Raw genomic sequence first — 19,802 nt, forward strand, 5'->3', positions numbered from 1 at the left:
TCGGGATTTCTGACTGACTACAGACCTCGAGTCTGACCTCGTCAACGGCATCGGCGGTAGGCTGGCGGGTTGGAGGCTACAGTTTAGGCTGTGGTATCCCCCGCCGGCGGGCTCGTCATCCATCTCCGGTTATGTCTCCCTTCCTGCTTTGCGAACAGCACTTCGGCTTTTTCTCGGTGTTAGCACCAATCCCGTTGCAACCTTGCTTCTGGTCCAGGCATACGCCGCATTGACATTAAAATTCCGTGGAATAGGCCTAACCGGTCAGCATTGATACAATAAGGCATTATTTCTCAAAGCCACATTATCCAGGGAGTACTTCATGATTCGCTTTCCAGCAGAATGGGAAACACAATCAGCCGTTATTATCGCTTGGCCGCATCACAGCGGCGACTTTACCAATCTGTCCGCCGTCGAAGACACCTATCATTTTGTCGCCACTACCATCAGTCGCTTTCAGCCCTTGGTGATTATTTGTAAGGACGGCGAGCATCAGCAGCATATTCAGACGCAACTGGGCCACAACGACAAAATTCATATGGTGCAGGCCGATTACAACGACATATGGCTGCGGGATACGGTGTTTTTGACGATGGAGTGGGAGCATCCCAAAGCCAGCGTGCAGTTGCTTAACTTTCGATTCAATGGCTGGGGTAAAAAATATCCGCATGCGGCCGACGATGCTTTGAATCTGGCGCTGTTTGCGCATCCGATTTTTAAAGGTCATCCCACTGCCACGCTGGATCTGGTGCTGGAAGGTGGCAGCGTGGAGTCGGACGGTCAAGGCACCGTGATGACCACCAAAAATTGTCTGCTCAACCCCAACCGCAATCCGGACTTGTCGGAAGCGGCGATTGCCGGGCAGTTGCAAAACTATTTGGGCGCGAAGCGGATTTTGTGGGTCGAGCAAAGCAATCTGGCTGGAGACGATACCGATGCGCACATCGACACACTGGCCCGGTTTTGCGACGCCAACACGATTGCTTACACGGCTTGCGAAGACAGTGCAGATCCGCATTTCCAAAGTCTGAAAAATATGGAAGCGCAGTTAAAGACCTTCAAAACTGCAAGTGGCGATGCTTATCGTTTGGTGGCGCTGCCATTGCCGAAGCCTATTTTTGACGAACAAGGCCAGCAATTGCCTGCCAATTACTCGAATTTTCTGATTATCAATGGTGCGGTATTGGTACCGGTTTACGAAGACGCGATGGATGTGGTGGCGCTGGAACGGCTGAAAACCTGCTTCCCTAATCATGAAATTATCGCCACGCCTTGTCGGCCGTTAGTGCATCAGTATGGTAGTTTGCATTGCGCCAGCATGCAGGTGCCGGCCTTCGTTAAATTGAATTTCTAGGTTTTTGCCTGATTTTCCGGTGCAATGCGCTGGCGTATTGCACCCTGTATAGACTTCAAACCGATCAGCCCATGAAAAAATCGATTATCGCCTGTGCCGTGCAGCAGCCTTGCAATCGCGGCCGGGAAACCAACCTGGCTTACTCAATCAGTCAAATCGAAACAGCCGCCCGGCAGAACGCCGATCTGGTGGTCTTGCCCGAACTACATCTCGATCATTATTTCTGCCAAAGCGAAGACACAGCCTGTTTTGATTTGGCGCAGCCAATTCCCGGCCCGGCTTGTGAAACGCTGGCTGAAGTGGCCAAGGTCAACCAGGTGGTGATTGTCTCGACCATTTTCGAGAAACGCGCGCCGGGTTTGTATCACAACACTGCCGTGGTGTTTGATAAGGACGGCAGCATCGCCGGTACGTTCAGGAAAATGCATATTCCCGACGATCCGGGTTTTTACGAGAAGTTTTATTTCACGCCTGGCGACCTAGGTTTTACCCCAATCAAAACCTCGATAGGCAAGCTGGGGGTGTTGATCTGCTGGGACCAATGGTATCCGGAAGCGGCGCGCTTGATGGCGCTGGCTGGCGCGGATGTTTTGATTTATCCGACCGCCATCGGCTGGAATCCCGAAGATGACGCCGCTGAAAAGCAGCGCCAGTGCGATGCCTGGATTACGGTACAACGCGCGCATGCGGTGGCGAACGGCATTCCAGTGATTTCCTGCAACCGCATCGGTTTCGAAGCCGCGCCGGATCAAGCTCCGGGCATTCAGTTTTGGGGGAATAGCTTTATCGCCGGCCCGCAAGGCGAGATTCTAAGCAGCGCCGACGATAATCAGGATGTGTTGTTATTTGCCGAGCTTGATGCGCAGCGTAGCGAAGACGTCAGGCGCATCTGGCCGTTTCTGCGGGATCGCAGGATAGATGAATATGCGGATTTGAAGAGACGGTTTATCGATTAAACGCTGATGAGTTCAGCGACTTGAGAAAGCCGGGCAACAGCAAGAACTGTTGCCCGGCTTTTTTAATCAGTCTTCGCTGGCGCTACGGCTGATAGGTTCTTGAGGTGTTTCGCTGTGGCGATTATTGCTGCGCTCGGCGAACTCTCTGTCATAAGAGCGCGGCTGGCTGGTTGCTTCGCCGCCTTCGGAATAGCTGGACGCGGGGGCTGGACGTTCGCCGTCTTGATTTCCCGCTTGGCTATTCTCGCCAGCTTCGCCGCCGGCGCTTTGCTCGGGACGTCTCTCGCCGCCGTTGCGCGGGCCGCGTCTGCGGCTGCGGCTGCGTCGGCTACGTTCTTGGCCGCCGTTCTCTTTTTTGGCGGTTGCAGCGGCGTCTCCACCGTTTTCCTGGTCAATAGCCACGGTTTGTTTCGGCTCGGCCGGTAAGTTGCCGGTAGCTTCACTATTTGCCGCGCCGTTGGGTGGGCGACGGTTGTTGTTACGGCGGTTGTTGTTACGACCTGATGTTGAGCGCTCGCCTCTCTCCCCTCTGTCGCCGCGATCTCCACGGTCCCGGCGATTGTTTCTACCGGATCTGGGTTTATCTTCGCTGCTTTTTTCAGCGGCTTCAGCGCCTTCTGCGGCTTTGCTACTCCCGATCAGACGCTGCCAGAAGCGTTGAATCAAACCGGCAGAGGTTTTTTTGCTTTGTACAGGGGCCGGGGAGTCTGGTAAAAACTCCTTGATAGCGGCTTTTTCGGCTTTGGGTCCGGCCTGTTTGGCAAATTCCGGTACTGAAATATCTTCTTCCTTGATATGCAAATGGCTGGCTTTTTCTTCGCTAACTTCGCCGGCCGATTTGATGCGTTCGATGTCGTAAGACGGCGTTTCCAGATGTTTGCTGGGCAACACGATAATGCCGACTTGCAGTCTGGTTTCGATTTCCTGAATCGCCGCGCGTTTCTCGTTCAACAAGAACGTCGCGCAATCGATAGGCAGATGGGCGATGACCCGCTCGGTGCCTTTTTTCATCGCTTCTTCTTCGATCAAGCGCAATACAGCCAGCGTGACGGATTCGACGTTACGGATGGTGCCTTGGCCCTTGCAGCGTGGGCAGGTCAGTTGCGTGGAATCGCCCAGTGAGGGACGCAGACGCTGTCTGGACATTTCCATCAAGCCGAACCGCGAGATGCGACCGGTCTGGATGCGGGCACGGTCGATTTTCAGGGCATCGCGCAAGCGGTTTTCCACTTCGCGTTGGTTTTTATTCGACATCATGTCGATGAAATCGATCACGAATAAACCGCCCAAGTCGCGCAACCGGAGTTGACGGGCGATCTCGTCGGCAGCTTCCAGATTGGTGTTCAGCGCGGTTTCTTCAATGTCGCTGCCTTTGGTGGCGCGCGCCGAGTTGATGTCCACAGAAGTTAAGGCTTCGGTGTGATCGATGACGATGGAGCCGCCGGAAGGCAGAGACACTTCGCGGCGATAGGCCATTTCGATTTGGGTTTCGATCTGGTAGCGGCTGAATAGCGGCACGCTGTCCTGATACAATTTGGCCTTGTGCAGATTGTGCGGCATCACCTGTTTCAGGAAGTTATGCACCAACTTAAAGGCGCCTTCCTGGTCGATCAGTATTTCGTCGATATCGCCGCGCAAGTGATCGCGTAGGGCGCGGATGATCACGTTGCTTTCCTGGAATATCAGGAAGGGCGCGGTTTGTTCGCTGCTGGAGCGGTCGATGGCTTCCCAGAGTTGCAGCAGGTAGTTCAAATCCCACTGCAGCTCTTCGACGTTTTTGTCGGAGCCAGCGGTGCGGATGATCAAGCCCATGCTGTCCGGAATTTCCAAAGCAGCCATGGTTTCGCGCAATTCGCTACGGTTGTCGCCTTCGATGCGGCGGGAAATCCCACCGGCTTTCGGATTGTTCGGCATCAGCACCAGATAGGTGCCGGCCAGACTGATGTAAGTCGTTAGCGCCGCGCCTTTGTTGCCGCGTTCTTCTTTTTCGATCTGAACGACGATCTCCTGGCCTTCGCGAATATTGGACTTGGAGGATTTACCTTCTTCGTTATCGCCTGTTCTATATTCAGGAGCGATTTCCTTGAACGGCAGGAAACCGTGTTTTTCGGCGCCGTAATTAACGAAGGCGGCTTCTAGGCTGGGTTCTACCCGAGTGATGATACCTTTATAAATGTTAGATTTTTTTTGTTCTTTTGAAGGAACTTCGATGTCGAAATCATAGAGTTTCTGACCATCTACCAATGCCACCCGCAGCTCTTCGGGCTGCGTGGCGTTGATAAGCATTCTTTTCATTAAATTATCCTTATTGTAATTTGTATCCTACTTAGAGCTTAAACAGGTTTGGTTGTCGCGGATAAAGGCGGCGTGTTTCCCAATATGTACTTAAGTGAGCGGCCAGACTGACGGAAAACTGCAATTAGTTGTAGTAATTGTCGCAGCGGGTTATCGGCATTGCCGAGGGTGGCGCTTGAAAAGTGGGAGGTCTGTTATACCGAACTCTATTCTAAGGATGCAGCTCGCTCATCATGGGTTGAGCGATAAAACCCGAAAAAATTCTTTTAGGTCAGCGCGAAGACACAACGCTGAAACCCCGGTCTTTAAATTTTTATAGCTAAAGTCTATCCAAAGATAAACTAGCCTAATATAGCAATGTTTATTGACAGCAGCAATTTTAAACATGGCTGGCGGATATGTTGTTATTATTTGCCGCATGAATACCGCAGAAAATCAGACCAATCCGCAAGTACAATGGCTGGAGATTACCGAGGCAAACAGCGAACAAAGGCTCGATAATTTTCTGATCACTTATCTCAAGGGCGTGCCTAAAACCCGTATCTATCGCATGGTCCGAAAGGGTGAAGTTCGAGTCAATAAAGGCCGTATCGACGTCAGTTACAAGTTGCAGTTGGGCGATATTGTGCGAATTCCGCCGGTCAGAGTCGCTGAAAAAAAAGACGAAATCATTGTTCAGCCCACCTTGAAGTTCAGCCTGGAAAACCACATTCTTTACGAAGACGAGGGCTTTATCGTGCTGAACAAGCCGGCCGGCTTTGCCGTGCATGGCGGTAGCGGCGTCAGTTCCGGCGTGATCGAAGGACTAAGACAGATTCGGCCGCAACAGAAGTTTTTGGAATTGGTGCATAGGCTGGATAAGGAAACCTCCGGTTGCTTGTTGATTGCCAAGAAGCGTTCAGTATTGAAGCTATTGCATGAACTTTTTCGCGGCGATGGTATCCAGAAGACCTATTTGGCTTTATTGGTTGGGCAGTTCCAACGCAAGAAACAATTAGTTGAGGTGCCCTTATTGAAAAACGTCGCCCAGGGCGGCGAGCGGATGGTAGTGGTCAGCCAGGCAGGCAAATCCGCCGAAACCTTGTTCACGCGGCTGAAGCAGTTTCAGGATGTCACCTTGGTACATGCCGCGCCTAAAACAGGCCGTACCCATCAGATTAGGGTACATGCTGCTTGGCTGGGGCATCCGATTGTGGCTGATGATCGTTATGGCGATGACGATACGAATAAAGCCTTTAAAAAGCGCGGATACAAGCGTTTGTTTTTACACGCCGAGCAACTGCAGTTTGCGCATCCCGTCAGCGGTGCCTTGCTGCACTTTACCGCGCCATTGCCCGAGGATTTACAAGAATTGCTGAATCATGAAAAACCGCTTTGATTTAATCATTTTCGATTGGGACGGTACTTTAATGGATTCGGTGGACTGGATCGTGCACTGCATCCAACAAGCGGCGATGAGCTGTGAATGTGCAGTGCCGGAAGCGCAGGCGGTCAGGGACATCGTCGGCTTGAGTATCGAAAATGCGATGCAGCAACTGTTTCCGAATGAAGAGCCCGAGATCCGGCAAAAGATCGCTGCCGATTACACGAAAACTTTTTTTAGCAAACAAATCGGCCCTGACGACTTGTTTCCCGGTGTGCGTGAGATGTTGAAGCAGTTTCGTGACCAAGGGTATCGCTTGGCCGTGGCGACCGGCAAGAAAAGTACGGGTTTGCATGCGGCAATGAATGCGACCAGTGCGGCGGATTTGTTTTGTACTACGCGCTGTGCGGACCAAACGGCTTCCAAGCCCAATCCGCTGATGCTGGATGAAATCATGACCGAACTGGGTGTGGATAAACAGCGCACCTTGATGGTCGGCGATTCGGTGCATGATTTGCAAATGGCTTTAAATGCCCAAGTCGCGTCAATCGGTGTTACTTGCGGGGCGCATTCCGCGGCAACCTTGCAAAAATACAATCCCTTGTTGTGTGTGAACTATGCCACCGATTTAATCGGAATCATATAGGAGACAAATGGTGGAGAATAAACAAGATCTTCCCGAAGATATTGCTGAAAACAGCCCCGGTTGGGAAAAGTCGGTGCTGGAGAAGTTGGCGTTTGCCGCAATCGACGAACAGAAAGCGGCGCGCCGTTGGGGAATATTTTTCAAGTTGCTGACGTTTGCTTATTTGGCCGTTGTGCTGGGTATAGCGATTTATCCGAAATTCAAGGAGGATATCGAGTCCGGCACCTCCGAGCATGTGGCTATCGTTGATGTGCTGGGGCAGATTGTCGAAGGTGAGGCCGCCAGTGCTGATGTGGTGATCGAGGGCTTACGTGATGCGGCCAAGGATAAAAACGTCAAGGGTATCATTCTCAATATCAACTCACCCGGCGGCAGTCCGGTGCAATCCGCTTACATTTACGATGAAATCAGGCGCTTGAAAGCCAAGCATCCGCAATTGCCGATTTATTCGGTGGTGGGCGATATGTGCGCATCCGGCGGTTATTATGTCGCCTCGGCTACCGACAAGATATTCGTGAATCAGGCCAGCATCATCGGCTCTATCGGCGTCATCATGAACGGCTTCGGTTTTACCGATGTGTTGGACAAGCTGGGCGTGGAGCGGCGTTTGTTAACCGCCGGCGCACACAAAGCCATGCTCGATCCGTTCTCGCCGGTCAATCAGCAAGAAAGCAAGCATATGCAGTCATTGCTCGACCAAGTACACCAACAATTCATTGGTGCGGTGCGCGAAGGGCGCGGCAAGCGTTTGAAGGAAACCGAAGCGCCCGAGATGTTCTCCGGGCTGATTTGGACCGGCACGGAAGGCGTCAGGCTGGGATTGGCGGATGATTTCGGCAGCGTCGATAGCGTTGCCCGCGACCAGTTCGGTACTGAAGAGAAAGTAAACTTCACTCCTCAAGAGCGCCTGATCGACCGCTTGGCCGGCAAGTTCGGCGCTTCGTTCGGTCATGCTATCGCCAGCCGTTTGCCTGTGCCGGCGATGCAGTAGTCCGGCGCGTGTTATCCATTTATTTACTTAATTTTTGGCAAGACAGTTGCTTATCGATGAACTTTTATGGATAATGCGCCACTCTTCAGCGTCTTGCTGATGTTTTATGGTTACTGTGTCGGTCCTCTCGCAACGATACGCTGTAAACCCCGCCAGGTCCGGAAGGAAGCAACGGTAGCAGCGGACTCGTGTGCCGGGATGTGGCTGGCGCAGTAGCCGCCCAACTCTTGCCTTTCCGCGTTGCTAATGGCTTATCAGGTTCTTGCCAGAAAATGGCGTCCCAGCAACTTCAAGCAGCTTGTCGGTCAGGAGCATGTCAGTCAATCGTTAATGCACGCCTTGCAGCATGATAGATTGCATCATGCCTATCTGTTCACCGGCACCCGTGGCGTCGGCAAAACCACGGTGGCGCGGATTCTCGCCAAAGCCATCAACTGTGAAGATCTAAAAGATTTCAACCCTTGCGGCGAATGCCGGGTTTGCCGAGATTTCGAGCAAGGCCGGTTCATGGACTTGATCGAAGTCGATGCCGCCTCCCGCACCAAAGTCGAAGATACCCGCGATCTGCTCGACAATGCCCAGTACGCACCCAATCAAGGCCGCTACAAAGTCTACTTAATCGACGAAGTGCATATGCTGTCCGGGCATAGCTTTAACGCCTTGTTAAAGACCCTGGAAGAGCCGCCGCCGCACGTCAAATTTCTGCTGGCTACCACCGATCCGCATAAAATTCCGGTCACGGTATTGTCGCGCTGTTTGCAATTTAATCTAAAACGGTTGCTGCCGGAGCAAATCGACGCGCAAATGCAGTTCATCTTGGGCCAGGAGCAAATTGCCTTCGAGCCTGCCGCGCTAAAAATGTTGGGCAGAGCCGCTGACGGCAGCTTGCGCGATGGCTTGAGCTTGCTGGATCAGGCCATCGTTTACGGTAGCGGCAGCGTCACGGCGGAAGCGGTGATCGGCATGCTTGGTACTGTCGCTCAGCAACCCATCGACGAGATGTTGCAGGCTTTGGCGGCAGGCGATGCGCGGGCCTTGCTGGCAAAAATCGCCGATGTCGCCGAGTTGACGCCGGATTTCGCCGATATTTTGCAGCAGATGCTGCGGGTATTGCATCGGGTCGCGTTGTTACAGCAAATGCCGGATTTCGTCGATCAGGAATTTGATAAGCAATTATTGGACGCTCTAGCCAAGACTTTATTGCCCGAAGACGTGCAACTGTATTATCAGATTGGCTTGCTTGGCCAACGCGATTTGCCGCTGGCGCCCGATCCGCGTAGCGGTTTTGAAATGGTCATGCTGCGGATGCTGACTTTCCGGCCGCAAACTGCGGAAGCCCAAACGCTTGAGCCGGCCAAATCGCCGGTCGTTAAGTCGGTTGCCAGTACGCCGGCGCCGGTTGCGGTTGTGGAGAGCAGCGCCAAATCCATCGAAGAGCCGCGTCCGTTATCAGTCTCACAAGTCGTCAAACCGAGCAATTGGACCGAGATTATAGCCGCGTTGAATATCAGCGGGCGTACCCGCGAACTGGCGAATAACTGCGTGTTGGACGGGATCGACGACAGCAGTTGCCGCTTGCTGCTCGATCCGAGCTTCCAGCAAGTCGGGACTAAAGCCGAGGACAACCTAAGGGTAGCATTGCAAAATTATTACGGTAAACCCTTAAAACTGTTGATAAGCAAGCAAGTAGAGCAGCAAATGACACCGGCGCTGGAAATTCAAAAAGCGCGCGAAGATCGGCAGCAAGCGGCAGTCGATAGCATTAATAGCGATGAAAATGTGCAGGCTTTGAAAGACACGTTTGGCGCTAGAATCATGCCTGGCAGTATCGAGCCACTGAATTAATATTGGAGAGACAATGATGAAAAATGCGCTAGCGGGCATCATGCAACAAGCCCAAAAAATGCAAGACAACCTTAAAAAAGCCCAGGAAGAATTGGGCGCGATGGAAGTGCAAGGCGAGTCCGGCGGAGGCTTGGTGACGATAGTGATGACCGGCAAACGCGAGGTCCGCAAGGTCAGTATCGACCCGTCTTTGGTGGGTGACGACAAGGATATGTTGGAAGACTTGGTGGCGGCGGCGATCAACGACGCGGTGCATAAAGTCGGTAAAATGAAAAAAGAAAAAATGGCCGATGTTACTGCCGGCATCCCGATCCCACCCGGTTTCCAAATGCCATTCTAAGCATGCAAAACCAAGGTCTGCTGAAAGAGTTGATCCAAAGCCTGTGCTGCCTGCCCGGCGTGGGCCCTAAATCGGCGCAACGCATGGCTTTCCATCTATTGCAGCGCAACCGTGACGGCGGCATGCAATTAAGCAAAATGCTCGCAAAAGCCGTCAACGAAATCGGCCATTGCCGCGAATGCCGGACTTTGACCGAAGCCGAGTTGTGCGAAGTTTGCGCTAATCCGCTGCGCGATGCGGAGACGATCTGCGTGGTCGAAAGTCCTGCCGACGTTTGGGTGATCGATCAAGCCACTACCTTCAAGGGCAAATACTTTGTATTGCATGGCCGCTTGTCGCCGTTGGACGGTATCGGTCCCGATCAGCTTGGCTTTGAGTTGCTCGAGCAACGCATGGCGAGCGGCCAGATCAAGGAAATCATCCTGGCGACCAATTCTACCGTCGAAGGGCAGGCTACCGCGCATTTCATCGGCGAAGTCGCCGGCAAACTCAATATCCGCGCCACGCGCATCGCGCACGGCGTGCCGATGGGCGGCGAGCTGGAATTTATCGACAGCGGCACCTTGGCGCACGCCTTTAACGGCCGCCGCGAATTTTAGGAGGACATATGAGTGATTGTTTGTTTTGCAAGATGGGCAGCGGTGAAATCAAGCCGGATGTGGTTTACGAAGACGAGCAACTACTGGCGTTCAGGGATATACACCCGCAAGCGCCCATGCATGTGTTAATCATCCCTAAGCGCCACGTCGCTAATTTAAATGATCTGGACGATGCCTTGCTGGGCGGATTGATGTTACAGACTGCTGCTAAAATTGCCGGTCAGCTAGGCTATGCGGAAAGCGGTTACCGAACTGTGTTCAACTGTAACGATGACGGCGGACAGACTGTGCACCACTTACATATGCATCTACTGGCCGGCAGGCAAATGCATTGGCCGCCGGGTTAACGCGGATATAAAAAGCATAAAAAAGCCGCGAAATTCGCGGCTTTTTTATGCTTGGGCAACTGCTCCATCAATGTCGTTCCAGCCAGTCCTTGATCTCCAGCGGGGTCATGGTCGCGCCACCCAATTCCCGCATAAAAAAGTCGAAGTAGCGCCGGCATTTTTCCAGAAACCGTTCAAGGTCCGCATCGCTGTTCACGTAAGGTGTGCCGCCCGGCATCACCGACGGCGAATGAAAGCTGAACACAAAGATTCGCACACCGTCGGCCAGTAAGGATTTGGTTAAGCGGCGCATCTCCGGCTCGCTGTAATCTTCAGGGGAAAGCCTAATGCGTTCTAGGAGTCGCAGCCTGGCGACTGCTCCCGAAATCTTGGCTTTGCGCAGCCAGGGATGCATCAGCTGCCGGTAAAGAGGCGTGCCACCCGCCCGCAATGTTCCCACGTAACCGCCCGAGCCGGGCAAGCTAAGCAGGCGGCGCTGATTGCCAAACCAAAACGGGTCACTGGTATAGCTGGAGTAGTCCGGGCCGCCGTCGGCGCTGTAATCAATAGACGCGGCCACGCTGATGTCGACCTCGTAGCCCAGTTCTTCGAGAATCTCGCCGGTATTGGGACCGAAGCCGTAACGGCCCGCGAGATAGGTTAACGGCGAGGTGCCGAACGAGCTTTTGATTTGCTCGGTGAGTATCCTGAGTTTTTCATATTCCAGCGCGCGCGGCAAATTGCCGGGATAGGAGTTGCGGGCGTTCAGTTCTTCATCGTGCGGTGGCGACACCCAGGGATGCAAATGCGCTCCAATCAGTGCTCGTCCCGAATCTGCGTAGGCTTTCAGCGGACCGAAAGCTTCTTCTTGCGAAGCAATCGGATAGTCGACCACATAGTTCGGCACAATCCCAAAACTATCGAAAACCTTCTGTGCCCGGTCGATGTGGCGCATATGCTTAACGCCGGTGGCCTGCCTGTCGTGCGGCTTGTTCCAATCGAACTCCTCCTCGGTATGGATGACTACCGACAAGATGGGGCGGGTTTCGCTGTCTACACGAATCAGTTTTCGTTCGCTCACTGGTTTAGCCCCACGATCTCGGAATAAAAGTTGCTGATGTCGGCTTCAGCCAGGGTGTCGCTGCGAAAGACTTTGTTGCGGTAGCCGGCCAGTTCGTGGCAGAGCAGTGGTAGCCGGGGCAGCAGGCGCGACTCGACTCGGGTGTAAAAACAACCTTTCTGTAACAGGTGTGAGCCGATGCTATTGCGGTAAATCAAAAACAGCTCGGGATCGCTGAATCCCAACACCAGCGCGCCGGGGACGCCTTTTAATCTGTTCGGTTTCCAGGTCACGAGACAATACGCGCCTGGTTTTCCAACTGCCAAGTGTCTAAGCCAGGGCAGGTGGCGGTGGTCATGGAATACCTTGGCATCGGCGGGCGCAAGCGCCTGTTCAATAGCATCGTGATCGGTAATTACACGTACGCCGCCAAGGCTGGCAAATGGCCAGGGAAGATTGGGCCACAGTGCGTGGCGTTCGTTCATGGGCTTGAACTTCAGGAACTGTAGCGTCTTCGATACCACTTCCGTCGGCGTCAGGTCGGTGAAATGGAAGCCGGGTTGCGACACGACAGCCATCGCCAGCCGCATGCTTTGCGAGCGGAAGGCCTCCAGCACGCACCAGCTGGTGATGTTGCAGAATTGTTCCGGTTTACCGTGAATAATTCGCTCCGCATAAATCGCGCCGATGCCAGCGACAATTTTGCCTTCGTCGCGGATCAGAAAACCGTTGTTGGGCTTGGTTACGCCCCAGTTCTGCTGGAAAGCTTGCGCCCATTGCTCGGCACTGCGCTCAGAGCTCAGGTGTTCCGTGAGAAATTGGCAGAAAGCGAGCAGGTCGCCGTCTTGAATCGGTTCCAGCGTCGGCATGGCCATGATTATTCCTTCAGCGCGGTTGCATCAAATAGGCTGCGGTAGATTGTTTGGCTTACGCTTGTTTGCTGGACAGCAGAAAGTCGGTCATCGCATTAATCGAGCCGAGATTGTCGATGTTCATGTCTTCCTGTTTGATCCGAAAGTCGTAGCTGGCCTCAAACCAGACCACAAGTTCCAGAATGGCGCCGGAATCCAGCACACCGGTGGCCGGCAGGATGTCGTCGTCAGTAACGCCTGAGGCGTCCATGTCCAGCGCTTTGGCTAGTTCTATTACCTTGGCGCGTATCGCGGCTTTAATCTCGTCGGGATTTAGGTTCATCTATCGGTGGCCTCTGGTTTATGTGAGTGGTTATGCCGGACGGGATAACGCCAGCAACACCTGTGCGACGTCGAAACCCGTGAGAACGCGGTGATCGTAAGTGGCACCCAGTACGGCCTTATCGGAATTTTTCGGCGCGGCGTGAGCAATAATCAGCGCTGTTTGCGGCGGTAGAATAGGGGTGTGGCGGCTGACATTCCAACGTGCCATGCTCGAAAACGATAGGGTAGCGCCGGTGGCTTCCTGCGGCGGCAGCTTGTGTGCCATGGCGTGGCGTTGTACCTCGCCGAGGGCGCTGATGAATTGTGCTGCGTCCATGTCTTGCGTGTCGCGCACCACGGTTAGGTAAAGCATCGCGCCAGCCTGCACGGTAAAGCCGATATTGACGGGTGTGTATTGAAAGCGCTGACCGTTGACTATCGTGGAGTTTATTATAGGGCGTTCGCGGCCCAATTCCGCCAAACGAAAGGCCATCAATGGCAGCAAGGGCGAGAGCATCAGCTTATGTTCCGCCGCATAGGCGGCGGCGCGTTCTTCCCAGGGTTTGGGGTCGTATTCGACTTCCAGATAGGCCGAGGCCGCAAAATCTCGATGCCAGGCAACTGTATGCAGCATGCCTGCCGATTCCGGCGACAATTCCTGCAAGTCTCCTGCAACCGCAGGTGTATCTTCCCGGCGGTTTACCGTTTGAGTAGTCGCGGCGGCTTTACCGGGCTTACCGCCCTTGCTCAACCAAGTCTCGATGTCGGCTACCGACAGACGTTCGCCGCTGACGGGGACGCGGGACGGGTCGATGTCCAGTTCCTTAAGCATGGCTCTGGCTTTTGCCGTGGGTTGGCGCACGGCGCTTGCTGTTGACGAAGTGTCCTTGGTTTCTTCCGGGATCGCTTCGTCGCGCGTCTCACCCAGCCAGAACATCACGGCGCCGACACGGATTTTTTGCCCCGGTTCGCAGTCGACTCGCAGCACGTAGCCGTCTTGTTCGGCGACCACATCTATCATGGATTTGTCGGTTTCGACGGTGGCGACCACGTCGCCGCTAGTGACGAACTCGCCTTGCTTGACGTCGATGCTGACGACGTCCACGAACTCGTCGTTGATGTTCACGCAGGGGACGGTTTGGAAAGTGGGCATGGCGGTCCTTTAAAAAAGGTCGAGAATTTGCTCGATTATCGATTGTTCGTCGGGAATAATGCTGCGCTCCAGGCTGCGGGCGGAGGCGATGGGCACGGGCGGTGTGCCGATGCGTAGAAACTGGCCCTTGAATCCTGATTCGAGCAAAGCGGCGGCGATTTCGGCGCTGACACCGAAGTCGTGGTGAGATTCCTCGATCACGACCACGCATTCTCGGGCTGCCAGATGCTTGATCAGCGATTCGCGCGGCAACGGCGACAGCAGCGACGGCGAGACGATTTCAACTTCCAGCTCTTCTTCGCTTTCCAGTCTGTTCGCCACGGCTTCGGTCATTGTCAGCATGCCGCCGTAGCTTACTAACGTTACATCAGGTTCATTCGCACCCCGGCGTAGGGTAGGGAACAAGTGGGTCGCCACATCATCCGTGGCCGGCAGCGCGACATAATCCGCCGGGTCCATTTTTTCGCCGTACAGCAGTTTGTGTTCCAGAAACAGCACCGGGTAGTGCCAGCGCAGCACCGCGTCGATTAACAGTTCGGCGACATTGTGCCTATGACTGCCGTAAACCACGGTCAGGCCTGGCACAGACGTAAACAGGTGCTCCGGGCTTTGGCTGTGGGTGGGGCCGTAGCCGCGCCGGCCGCCGCAAGGTGTGCGGATGACTATAGGCACGGAGGTGTCTGCAAACATGCCTGGGAATTTCACGGCATGGTTCAGCAGTTGATCCAGGCATAGCGACAGGAAATCGGCGAACATGATTTCCACGATGGGCAAGTAGCCGTCAAGCGACAAGCCAATAGACGAGCCGGTGATGCCTGCCTCGCTGATCGGTGTGGAAATGACGCGACCGGGAAATTCGCTGGACAGGCCTTGTGTGACTTTGAAGGCGCCGCCGTAGGGGTCGTGCAGGTCTTCGCCGATTAATAGCGTGCGCTGATCGGACTTGAGCAGGAATTGCAAGGCGGTGTTCAAAACCTGCCGCACGTTGCTGCCCGCCGCGATTGGCGGATAACTGGGCACTGGGTATTCAGGTTGAGCGGAGAAGATGTGTGTCGGTGTCTCGGCGAGCGTGGCTTCCGGGGACGCGTTGGCCGCTTGGCGTACCGTTTCCACGAATTCGCGATTGCGGGCTTCGATAGTTGCCAGCGTATCTGCCGGCAACTGCCTGGCCAAGGCGGCCAATGGATCTCGGGCGCGAATTTCTGCGAGTTCGTTTGGATCGCGCAGATCGTCGCCTTTACTGTGCGGGCCCATCCGCCGGGTATCGATTACCAGGAAGCCGGGGCCGCGACTCGCGCGCACTGCGCTGACGGCTTCCGCTACTTTGCGGCAGAATTCAGGATCATCGTCGGCAAGACGCCAAGTGGGTAGTCCGAATGCTGCGCCACGGGCTTGGATGTCGCCGCCCAGATTGTCGCGACTGACGGTAGTCTGAGAAATACCGTTGTTCTCGACCACGACCAGCAACGGTGCGTTCCAGACCGACGCCATATTCATGGCTTCGTAAACCAAGCCTTGGCCGAGTGTGCCGTCGCCTATGATGGCGGCCACGATTCCGGCGCTGTCGTGCAGCTTGCGCGCTAACGCTAAGCCGGCGCCGATGCCCAGCATGCCGCCCTGCACACCGTTACTGTGAAAATTACGATGGACCAGGTGTTGACTGCCGCCCCAACCGCCGCAAGCGCCGGCCTCCCGGCCCATAATTTCGCCAACCAGTCCGACAAAGTCTCCGGAATACGACAGGAAATGGCCGTGATTGCGATGATTGGAAAGCACGGCGTCATCGGGATGGTCCAAGGCGCGCACCACCGATAATGCGGTGAGCTCCTGGCCGATGCAGGTGTGGGTGGTGCCTGAAACGAGGCCGCGGGAAAATTGATCCAGCACCAATTCTTCGGTCAGGCGTATCAGGTGGCCATATGCATAAAGACTTGCCGGGTCGAGCTCGATTTGCGGCTTGCCGTGCTGGTCGCGCGTGAAGCCCGGCACTTGCCAAGTTTTATCGTCCGGAAGGCGAGCTACTGTGTGTGTATCCATGTATTGGTTCCGGCGGTCTTGGCTAGTGCTTTAGTCGAAAGAATATAATTTACGCGAACCTACTGTAGCACGCAAGATGGGATTGAGCTGGTCCGGAATGCAGAATCATGTGTTGGAAGGGACTAGTTGCGATTGCCCGGCGGCATCTTTTCTCTAAGTTTTAAGAAGCGCTGGTAGCGCTCTGCGGCAATTTGGCCCGCTTCTACCGCCAGCCGCACCGCACAATCCTTGTCATTGACATGCCGGCAGTCGTTGAAGCGACATTTGCCGATGTGCGGCTGAAATTCTCTATAACCCCAAGCCAGTTGCCCTTCCGACAAACCGGCCAAGCCAAATATGGCCACGCCGGGGCTGTCGATTAAATCGCCGCCGCCCGGTAAATGGTAAAGCGTCGCGGCCGTGGTGGTATGGCGGCCGTGGCGGGTGATTTCCGATACAGTGTTGGTTCTTAGGTTCCGGTCCGGCAATAGTGCATTCGTCAAAGACGATTTTCCAACCCCGGATTGGCCGGCGAACATGCTGGTCTGCTGTGCCAAAACCTGTTGTAAACCCTGAATACCAACCGCTTGTTTGGCGCTGACTCTATGTAGGCTATAGCCCAAGTTTTGATAATAAGCCAGTTCTGCCTCGACGGCGGGTGATAGCGGCAAGTCGATTTTATTGAGTACTAGCGCCGCATCGATATTGCAGTTTTCGCAAATCGCCAGATATTGATCCAGCAGCAGAAAATCGCATTCCGGTTCGGCGGCGAAGACGATGAAAATGGTATCCAGATTGGCCGCTACCGGCCGGGTGTCGTTGCCGCGGCTCGGGCGTTGCAACACCGAGCGCCTGGGCATTATTTGCTCGATGCGGCCTTGCTCGGGTGAGGACATCGATAGCATCACCCTGTCGCCGACCACCACAGTGTCCAGTTTACGTAGTGTTTGGCAAAGCACGAGCTGCTCGACGGTTACACCGGCATCGTCGCTCACCTCGACAGCAATCCCCTTGCCGAGATGGGCGACGACCAAGCCTTGGTGCAAGTCTGCCATCAGGCGGACTGCATCTTTTGTTCGATATGCGCTATGCGGATCGCGGCGGGCGGATGGCTGTAATGAAATGCGGAGTACAAGGGGTCGGGGGTCAGCGTGCTGGCGTTTTCTTCGTAAAGTTTCACCAAACCGCTGATCATTTTGCTGCCTTGGGCATTTCGGGTCGCAAAGTCGTCGGCTTCGAACTCGAATTTACGTTGAAAATAGGCGCTGATCGGTTGCATAAACGTGGTGAAGACCGGCGATACCAGCATAAATAGCAATAATGCGGCAGCGTTGGAATGGGTAGTGACCCCCAAACCGTCGAAAAACCAGTCCTGGGTAATCAACCAGCCTAGCACCGCAAAGCTGATCAAGGTCATCACCGACGAAGCCACCAGCATCTTGATGGTGTGCTTGCATTTGAAATGGCCCAACTCGTGTGCCAAAACCGCTTCCAATTCTTCCTCGTCCAGCGAATTGACCAGCGTATCGAAGAACACGATGCGCTTGTTATTGCCCAGGCCGGTGAAATAAGCGTTGCCATGGCCGGAACGGCGTGAACCGTCCATAATGAAAATGCCGTTGCTGCTGAAGCCGCAGCGTTCCAATAGGCCTTGAATACGTTGCTTCAAAGAGCCTTCCTGCATCGGCTCGAATTTGTTGAACAGCGGTGCGATCAAGGTCGGAAACAGCCAGCTCATCAACAGAGAGAAACTCATGATGATCGCCCAAGCATATAACCACCATAGGCTACCGATACTGTCCATGACCCATAGAATCAGAGCCAGAATCGGCAAGCCGATAACCAGCGTCAAGCCCATCGACATCAGTTGGTCTTTCACGAATTGCGGCAGCTTGCTTTTATTGAAGCCATATTTTTCTTCGATAACAAAGGTTTGGTACAAACTGAACGGGATTTCAATCACGGTCATCAGCAGAAAGATGCTGGCCATGGATAGCAAACTGGCCATCAGCGGCGATAAATCGAAGGTCGACCAAAAATCGAATACCAAGCTGATGCCTCCACCCAAGGTCAGTGCCAGCAAGAACACCATGCCTACCACGCTATCGATGTCGCCCAGTTTGCTTTTTTCTATCGTGTAATCGGCGGCCTTTTGGTGGGCACTGAGAGACACCCGGTCTTGAAAGGCGGTAGGCACCTGTTCACGATGTTGCAAAACATAGGATTTCTGGCGCATCGCTAGCCAGAATTGGATGCCGTAGGAAAGGACTAAAGCCGCTAAAAAAATGCCAGTAAACGTGTTCATCAAGCCTATGTAGGTGGGGTTAACAATTAGCGGTACAGATTAGCTAATGCTACAATTTGCCGCAACATTATTAATACCATGGAATGAAAATGGCTCAAGATGCCGACAATCTTATCTGGATCGATCTGGAAATGACAGGCTTGGATCCTGATAATGATCTGATCATCGAAATCGCCACGGTAGTCACAGATAAACATTTGAATATTCTCGCCGAAGGCCCCGTGATGGCGGTGCATCAGTCTGACGCGGCGCTGGCGGCAATGGACGACTGGAACCAGAAGCACCATGGGCAGTCCGGATTGATTCAGCGGGTGAAGGAGTCAAAAATCGACGCGGCCGAAGCGGAAGCGCTAACCATCGCGTTTTTGCAAGAATGGGTGCCGGTCAGAACGTCACCGATCTGTGGAAACAGCATTTGTCAGGACAGGCGCTTTCTCTATCGCTACATGCCCAAATTGGAAGCCTATTTCCATTACCGCAACCTGGACGTCTCCACCGTTAAGGAACTAGCCGCGCGCTGGGCGCCGCAGTTAAAGGATGGCTTTAACAAACAAGCCTCGCACAAAGCGCTGGACGACATCATCGAGTCCATCGAAGAATTACGGTACTACCGGGAAACGTTCTTTATCTGATGTTGCAATTATTCGCGGTCGCTCTGGGCGGCGCCATCGGCTCCATGTTGCGCTATCTGGCTTCCAGCGGCGTGTATCTGTGGCTGGGCAGGGGCTTTCCTTACGGTACCTTGATGGTCAATTTGCTCGGCTCGTTTTTGATCGGGCTGATGACCGAAGCCTTGATTCTGCAACGTCTGACGATTGCCTTGGAATACCGCACCGCGATACTGGTTGGGGTGATGGGCGGCTTTACCACTTTTTCCAGCTTTTCTCTGGAAACCTTTTATTTGCTGGAACAGGGACAACTCAGCAAGGCCGGTCTGAATATTGTAGCCAGCGTGTTCGGTTGCCTGTTAGCGGTATGGGCCGGTTTGGCGCTAGGCAAAGGCTTGTTTTTCTATTCGCAGGGCACAATTCGTGTGTTCGACTGGCCGTTTCCCTATGCATTGACGCTGGTTAATGGCATCGGCGCGTTTTTGATTGGCATCGTCGCCACCGTTTTGATGCACAAGCTCGCCATTTCGATAGAGTACCGGGCAATTTTGGTGACCGTTCTGATTGGTTTGTTCATCACGCTGTCCGGCTTATATTTGATTCTCTACCTTCTGGAAAGTGGTCATTCCTTCGAATCGCACATGGGTGCGATGCTGACCGTTTTTCTAAGCAACATCGTGTTTTGCGCCGCTGCACTGTGGACCGGCTTGTGGCTGGGCAAGCAGGTATAGCCGTCGTTTTATCTCTTTTTTCAATTCAGGATCTTTAAC

Annotated in this window: 19 protein-coding genes and 1 other RNA gene; 12 read left to right on the top strand and 8 right to left on the bottom strand. The window is 54.0% G+C overall.

Translation table 11 applies throughout. The annotated features are described in order from the left end of the window. Positions 1–322 precede the first annotated feature (322 nt). The gene (locus ACR02O_RS05610) at positions 323–1,354 is read left to right on the top strand and encodes an agmatine deiminase family protein (RefSeq protein WP_494522967.1); all 1,032 of its coding nucleotides are present in this window, start codon (positions 323–325) and stop codon (positions 1,352–1,354) included. Between the two features lie 71 nt (positions 1,355–1,425). Further along, entirely contained in the window at positions 1,426–2,310 is an 885-nt protein-coding gene (locus tag ACR02O_RS05615; protein ID WP_494522968.1) for a carbon-nitrogen hydrolase, read from the top strand. A 66-nt stretch (positions 2,311–2,376) separates the two neighbouring features. Here ACR02O_RS05615 and ACR02O_RS05620 read toward each other — a convergent pair whose 3' ends face one another. Then, complete coding sequence (locus ACR02O_RS05620) at positions 2,377–4,605, bottom strand: Rne/Rng family ribonuclease (protein ID WP_494522969.1); 2,229 nt, start codon at positions 4,603–4,605, stop codon at positions 2,377–2,379. Positions 4,606–5,023: 418 nt separating this feature from the next. Between ACR02O_RS05620 and rluC the strand changes: the two genes are divergently transcribed. The 8 genes from rluC to ACR02O_RS05660 all read left to right on the top strand — a co-directional run bounded on the left by rluC (position 5,024) and on the right by ACR02O_RS05660 (position 10,736). Continuing rightward, entirely contained in the window at positions 5,024–5,983 is a 960-nt protein-coding gene (rluC, locus tag ACR02O_RS05625) for a 23S rRNA pseudouridine(955/2504/2580) synthase RluC (RefSeq protein ID WP_494522970.1), read from the top strand. Continuing rightward, the gene (locus ACR02O_RS05630; RefSeq protein ID WP_494522971.1) at positions 5,967–6,614 is read left to right on the top strand and encodes an HAD-IIIA family hydrolase; all 648 of its coding nucleotides are present in this window, start codon (positions 5,967–5,969) and stop codon (positions 6,612–6,614) included. Before rluC ends, ACR02O_RS05630 begins: the two co-directional genes overlap by 17 nt. Before the next feature lie 7 nt (positions 6,615–6,621). Then, positions 6,622–7,605, top strand: a complete 984-nt coding sequence (gene sppA / locus ACR02O_RS05635) for a signal peptide peptidase SppA (RefSeq protein ID WP_458139059.1) — start codon at positions 6,622–6,624, stop codon at positions 7,603–7,605. A 116-nt stretch (positions 7,606–7,721) separates the two neighbouring features. Continuing rightward, an RNA gene (gene ffs / locus ACR02O_RS05640) (signal recognition particle sRNA small type) lies at positions 7,722–7,818 on the top strand. Between the two features lie 33 nt (positions 7,819–7,851). Further along, the gene (dnaX, locus tag ACR02O_RS05645) at positions 7,852–9,450 is read left to right on the top strand and encodes a DNA polymerase III subunit gamma/tau (protein WP_494522972.1); all 1,599 of its coding nucleotides are present in this window, start codon (positions 7,852–7,854) and stop codon (positions 9,448–9,450) included. Positions 9,451–9,466: 16 nt separating this feature from the next. Then, positions 9,467–9,790, top strand: coding sequence for a YbaB/EbfC family nucleoid-associated protein (locus ACR02O_RS05650; RefSeq protein ID WP_026147014.1), 324 nt, complete (start codon positions 9,467–9,469; stop codon positions 9,788–9,790). A gap of 2 nt (positions 9,791–9,792) precedes the next feature. Beyond that, a complete protein-coding gene (gene recR, locus ACR02O_RS05655) occupies positions 9,793–10,389 on the top strand; it encodes a recombination mediator RecR (RefSeq protein ID WP_033157800.1) in 597 nt (198 codons plus the stop codon). A gap of 8 nt (positions 10,390–10,397) precedes the next feature. Continuing rightward, the gene (locus ACR02O_RS05660; protein ID WP_033157801.1) at positions 10,398–10,736 is read left to right on the top strand and encodes a histidine triad nucleotide-binding protein; all 339 of its coding nucleotides are present in this window, start codon (positions 10,398–10,400) and stop codon (positions 10,734–10,736) included. A gap of 67 nt (positions 10,737–10,803) precedes the next feature. On the opposite strand, the gene ACR02O_RS05665 is transcribed toward ACR02O_RS05660, so the two are convergent. The 7 genes from ACR02O_RS05665 to ACR02O_RS05695 all read right to left on the bottom strand — a co-directional run bounded on the left by ACR02O_RS05665 (position 10,804) and on the right by ACR02O_RS05695 (position 18,424). Beyond that, positions 10,804–11,796, bottom strand: coding sequence for a polysaccharide deacetylase family protein (locus tag ACR02O_RS05665; RefSeq protein ID WP_051670173.1), 993 nt, complete (start codon positions 11,794–11,796; stop codon positions 10,804–10,806). After that, entirely contained in the window at positions 11,793–12,650 is an 858-nt protein-coding gene (locus tag ACR02O_RS05670; RefSeq protein WP_458139061.1) for a hypothetical protein, read from the bottom strand. Before ACR02O_RS05670 ends, ACR02O_RS05665 begins: the two co-directional genes overlap by 4 nt. Before the next feature lie 52 nt (positions 12,651–12,702). Beyond that, on the bottom strand, positions 12,703–12,969 hold the full coding sequence (locus ACR02O_RS05675) for a hypothetical protein (RefSeq protein ID WP_033157803.1): 267 nt from the start codon (positions 12,967–12,969) through the stop codon (positions 12,703–12,705). A gap of 30 nt (positions 12,970–12,999) precedes the next feature. Then, positions 13,000–14,103 carry a 2-oxo acid dehydrogenase subunit E2 gene (locus ACR02O_RS05680; RefSeq protein ID WP_101054365.1) on the bottom strand — a complete coding sequence of 368 codons (1,104 nt, stop codon included), beginning with the start codon at positions 14,101–14,103 and terminating at the stop codon, positions 13,000–13,002. Between the two features lie 9 nt (positions 14,104–14,112). Then, complete coding sequence (locus ACR02O_RS05685; protein ID WP_101054363.1) at positions 14,113–16,140, bottom strand: alpha-ketoacid dehydrogenase subunit alpha/beta; 2,028 nt, start codon at positions 16,138–16,140, stop codon at positions 14,113–14,115. A gap of 122 nt (positions 16,141–16,262) precedes the next feature. After that, positions 16,263–17,174: a ribosome small subunit-dependent GTPase A gene (gene rsgA, locus ACR02O_RS05690; RefSeq protein ID WP_101054360.1), complete on the bottom strand. Its 912-nt coding sequence runs from the start codon at positions 17,172–17,174 to the stop codon at positions 16,263–16,265. Next, a complete protein-coding gene (locus ACR02O_RS05695; protein ID WP_494522973.1) occupies positions 17,174–18,424 on the bottom strand; it encodes a M48 family metallopeptidase in 1,251 nt (416 codons plus the stop codon). The genes rsgA and ACR02O_RS05695 overlap by 1 nt, the downstream gene beginning before the upstream one ends. A gap of 89 nt (positions 18,425–18,513) precedes the next feature. On the opposite strand from ACR02O_RS05695, the gene orn reads away from it, so the two are divergent. Both orn and crcB read left to right on the top strand, forming a co-directional pair. Then, positions 18,514–19,056 carry an oligoribonuclease gene (orn, locus tag ACR02O_RS05700; RefSeq protein WP_494522974.1) on the top strand — a complete coding sequence of 181 codons (543 nt, stop codon included), beginning with the start codon at positions 18,514–18,516 and terminating at the stop codon, positions 19,054–19,056. Then, complete coding sequence (gene crcB / locus ACR02O_RS05705) at positions 19,056–19,763, top strand: fluoride efflux transporter CrcB (RefSeq protein ID WP_494522975.1); 708 nt, start codon at positions 19,056–19,058, stop codon at positions 19,761–19,763. The genes orn and crcB overlap by 1 nt, the downstream gene beginning before the upstream one ends. The last annotated feature ends 39 nt before the right edge of the window (positions 19,764–19,802 follow it).

This window comes from Methylomonas sp. PHL2-19 (genome assembly GCF_059331595.1).